Origin of the sequence: Streptomyces sp., assembly GCF_036566765.1 — a bacterium.
In the GTDB taxonomy this organism is placed as follows: domain Bacteria; phylum Actinomycetota; class Actinomycetes; order Streptomycetales; family Streptomycetaceae; genus Streptomyces.
On the sequence record NZ_DATCVQ010000631.1, the window covers coordinates 1 to 4,408 of the forward strand.

3 protein-coding genes and 1 pseudogene are annotated in these 4,408 nt (G+C 71.5%); all 4 read left to right on the forward strand.

What is annotated here, in order from left to right; all coding sequences use genetic code 11:
• The coding region (locus VIU94_RS36645) for a UDP-N-acetylmuramoyl-L-alanyl-D-glutamate--2,6-diaminopimelate ligase (RefSeq protein ID WP_331918542.1) at window positions 1–1,538 on the forward strand (1,538 nt) is incomplete at its 5' end.
• Entirely contained in the window at window positions 1,535–2,950 is a 1,416-nt protein-coding gene (locus VIU94_RS36650; protein WP_331918544.1) for a UDP-N-acetylmuramoyl-tripeptide--D-alanyl-D-alanine ligase, read from the forward strand. The genes VIU94_RS36645 and VIU94_RS36650, both read left to right, overlap by 4 nt.
• The gene (gene mraY, locus VIU94_RS36655; protein ID WP_331918546.1) at window positions 2,947–4,017 is read left to right on the forward strand and encodes a phospho-N-acetylmuramoyl-pentapeptide-transferase; all 1,071 of its coding nucleotides are present in this window, start codon (window positions 2,947–2,949) and stop codon (window positions 4,015–4,017) included. Before VIU94_RS36650 ends, mraY begins: the two co-directional genes overlap by 4 nt.
• Window positions 3,999–4,408, forward strand: a pseudogene (gene murD / locus VIU94_RS36660) (UDP-N-acetylmuramoyl-L-alanine--D-glutamate ligase); the annotation flags it as partial. The gene mraY and the pseudogene murD, both read left to right, overlap by 19 nt.

A 4,408-nucleotide genomic window follows, 5' to 3' on the forward strand; every position in this document is an offset into this window, starting at 1 on the left:
CGCAGGTCTCCGCCACATCCCTCGCGGAACTTGCCGACCAGCTGGGTGTCCCCGCGCCGGAACGGCAGGACGGCTCCGCCGAGGTCACGGGCATCACCCATGACTCGCGAGCCGTCCGCCCCGGCGATCTGTACGCCGCCCTCCCGGGTGCCCGCATGCACGGCGCCGACTTCGTCACGCAGGCCGCCGGCCTCGGCGCGGTCGCCGTGCTGACCGATCCGACCGGTGCCGAGCGGGCCGCCGCCACGGGGCTCCCGGTCCTGGTCGCCGACGACCCGCGCGCGCGGATGGGCGAGCTGGCGGCCACGATCTACGGCCACCCCGGCCGCGATCTGCTCCAGATCGGCATCACGGGCACGTCCGGCAAGACCACGACGGCCTACCTCATCGAGGGCGGGCTGCGCACGATGCACAGCACCGGACTCATCGGCACCGTCGAGATGCGCATCGGCGACGAGCGCATCAAGTCGGAGCGCACCACCCCCGAAGCCACCGACCTCCAGGCGCTGTTCGCGGTGATGCGCGAGCGCGGTGTGGACGCGGTCGCGATGGAGGTCTCCAGTCACGCCCTCGTGCTCGGCCGGGTCGACGGCTGCGTCTTCGACGTCGCCGTGTTCAACAACCTCAGCCCGGAGCACATGGAGTTCCACTCCGACATGGAGGACTACTTCCGGGCCAAGGCACAGCTCTTCACGCCGAAACGCAGCAGACAGGGCGTGGTGAACCTCGACGACGCGTACGGCCGTCGGCTCGCGAAGGAGTCCGGCGTTCCGGTCGTCACCTTCTCCGCCGGGGGCGACGAGGTCGCCGACTGGCGCGCCGAGGACGTCGTCCTGGGCGCCGCCGAGTCGACGTTCATCGCCGTCGGCCCGAAGGGCGAGCGGATCTCCGCCACCGCCCCGCTGCCCGGCCCGTTCAACGTCGCCAACACCCTCGCCGCGATCGTCACCCTGGCCGTCGCCGGGCTCGACCCGCAGACCGCCGCCGACGGTGTGGCCGCCGTGCCCGGCGTGCCCGGCCGCCTGGAGCGCGTCGACGCCGGCCAGCCGTTCCTCGCGGTCGTCGACTACGCGCACAAGACGGACGCGGTCGAATCGGTGCTGCGCTCGCTGCGCGAGGTCACCGAGGGCCGGCTGCACGTCGTCATCGGCTGCGGCGGCGACCGGGACACCACCAAGCGCGGCCCGATGGGCGCCGCCGCGGCCCGGCTCGCCGACACCGCCGTGCTGACCTCCGACAACCCGCGCTCCGAGGACCCCCTCGCGATCCTGCTCGCGATGCTCGCGGGCGCCGCCGAGGTGCCGGCCGCCGAGCGCGGCGACGTCCTGGTCGAACCCGACCGGGCCGCCGCGATCGCCGCGGCCGTGGCCCGCGCGCAGCCGGGCGACACCGTCCTGGTCGCGGGCAAGGGCCACGAGCAGGGCCAGGACGTCGCCGGGGCGGTCCGCCCCTTCGACGACCGCGAGGTCCTGAGCGAAGCGATCGCCCGCCAACAATATGCACTGTCGCCACAAGAACAGTCAGGGATGAAGCAGTGATCGCCCTCTCCCTCGCCGAGATCGCCGCCATCGTCGGCGGGCAGTCGCACGACATACCGGATCCGTCCGTCCAGGTCACCGGTCCCGTCGTGATCGACTCCCGCGAGGTGCGGCCCGGCAGCCTCTTCGCCGCCTTCGCCGGCGAGCACGTCGACGGCCATGACTACGCGGTGCGCGCGGTCGAGGCGGGCGCGGCAGCCGTCCTGGCCGCCCGCCCCGTCGGCGTGCCCGCGATCGTCGTGGACGACGTCCAGGCGGCGCTCGGCGCGCTCGCCCGCGCCGTCGTCGAACGGCTCGGCACCGACGTCGTCGCGCTCACCGGCTCGGCCGGCAAGACCTCGACCAAGGACCTGATCGCCCAGGTCCTGCAGCGCCACGCGCCGACCGTGTGGACGCCCGGCTCGCTCAACAACGAGATCGGGCTGCCGCTGACCGCGCTGCGCGCCACCGAGGAGACCCAGCACCTGGTCCTGGAGATGGGCGCGCGCGGAATCGGCCACATCCGCTACCTCACCGGTCTGACCCCGCCGCGCATCGGCCTCGTGCTGAACGTCGGCACCGCCCACATCGGCGAGTTCGGCGGCCGCGAGCAGATCGCCGAGGCCAAGGGCGAGCTGGTGGAGGGCCTTCCGGAGAACGGCGTCGCGGTCCTGAACGCCGACGATCCGCTGGTCCGCGCCATGGCGAGCCGCACCAAGGCACGCGTGATCCTCTTCGGCGAGGCCGAGGACGCCGCCGTGCGTGCCGAGAATGTCCGGCTCACGGAGAACGGACAACCCTCTTTCAGTCTTCACACACCCACCGGGTGCAGTGACGTGACCTTGCGCCTGTACGGTGAGCACCACGTGTCGAACGCGCTCGCTGCGGCCGCCGTCGCCCATGAGCTGGGCATGCCTGTCGAGGAGATCGCCACCGCGCTCTCCGAGGCCGGCACCCTGTCGCGCTGGCGCATGGAGGTCACCGAGCGTCCGGACGGCGTGACGGTCGTCAACGACGCCTACAACGCGAACCCCGAGTCCATGCGAGCCGCCCTGCGCGCGCTCGCGGCCATGGGCAGGGCGGCTCAGGCCCGGGGGGCTCGTACGTGGGCGGTGCTCGGCAAGATGGCCGAGCTCGGCGACGACTCGCTCGCCGAGCACGACGCGGTCGGGCGGCTCGCCGTCCGGCTCAACGTCAGCAAGCTCGTCGCGGTCGGGGACAGGGAAGCGTCCTGGCTGCAACTGGGCGCATATAACGAGGGTTCGTGGGGTGAGGAGTCGGTGCACGTGTCCGACGCGCAGGCGGCGGTCGACCTGTTGCGCAGAGAGCTGCGTCCGGGGGACGTCGTGCTGGTGAAGGCGTCCCGGTCGGTGGGGCTCGAGCGGGTCGCCCTGGCGCTGCTCGACTCCGAGAGCGAGGTCACCGGCCGATGAGGCAGATCCTCTTCGCGGGAGCCATCGGGCTCTTCCTGACCCTGATCGGCACCCCGCTGCTCATCAAGCTGCTGGCCCGCAAGGGATACGGGCAGTTCATCCGGGACGACGGCCCGCGCGGCCACGCCGGCAAGAAGGGCACGCCCACCATGGGCGGCATCTCCTTCATCCTCGCCACGCTCATCGCGTACGCGCTCGCCAAGGTCATCACCGGCGAGGACCCGACGTACTCCGGCGTGCTGGTGCTGTTCCTGATGGCCGGCATGGGCCTGGTCGGCTTCCTCGACGACTACATCAAGATCGTCAAGCAGCGTTCGCTGGGCCTGCGGGCCAAGGCGAAGATGGCCGGCCAGCTGATCGTCGGCATCGCGTTCGCCGTGCTGTCGCTCCAGTTCGCCGACCTGCGCGGGCTGACCCCGGCCTCCACCAAGCTCTCCTTCATCACCGACTTCGGCTGGGCCATCGGGCCGGTGCTGTTCGTGGTCTGGGCGCTCTTCATGATCCTGGCCATGTCCAACGGCGTGAACCTGACGGACGGTCTGGACGGCCTGGCCACCGGCGCCTCGGTGATGGTCTTCGGCGCGTACACCTTCATCGGCCTGTGGCAGTTCCAGGAGTCCTGCGCCAACGCGGTGACCCTGACGAACCCCAACGCCTGCTTCGAGGTACGCGACCCGCTGGACCTCGCGGTCGTCGCCTCCGCGCTGATGGGCTCCTGCTTCGGCTTCCTGTGGTGGAACACCTCGCCCGCCAAGATCTTCATGGGCGACACCGGCTCGCTGGCCCTCGGCGGCGCCCTTGCCGGTCTCGCCATCTGCTCCCGTACGGAGCTCCTGCTCGCCCTGCTCGGCGGTCTCTTCGTCCTGATCACCATGTCCGTGGTCATCCAGGTCGGTTCGTTCAAGATGACCGGTAAGCGGGTCTTCCGGATGGCGCCGCTGCAGCACCACTTCGAACTCAAGGGGTGGTCCGAAGTCCTTGTCGTGGTCCGGTTCTGGATCATTCAGGGCATGTGCGTCATCGTGGGCCTGGGCCTCTTCTACGCGGGATGGGCATCGGAGAAGTGAGCGAGCAGCCGGACTGGCAGGGCAAGCGCGTCACGGTCGCGGGACTGGGCGTCAGCGGGATTCCCGCCGCCCGCGTCCTGCACCGCCTCGGCGCGGTCGTGACGGTCGTCAACGACGGCGACGACGAGGGCTCCAGGGCGCAGGCCGCGGAGCTGGAGGCGGAGGGGATCACCGTCCGCCTCGGCGACGGGGCGACCCTGCCCGAGGGCGCCGAGCTGATCGTCACCGCCCCCGGCTGGCGGCCCGACAAGCCCCTGTTCGCGGCCGCCGCCGAGGCGGGTGTGGAGGTCTGGGGCGACGTCGAGCTGGCCTGGCGCTTGCGTGAGATCCCGGCGGGAAGGACTCCCGCTCCCTGGCTCGCGGTCACCGGCACCAACGGCAAGACCACGAC

Bases quoted from the DNA above. Each gene is read 5' to 3' on its own strand.
- mraY (WP_331918546.1), top strand. From the start codon at position 2,947: ATGAGGCAGATCCTCTTCGCGGGAGCCATCGGGCTCTTCCTGACCCTG.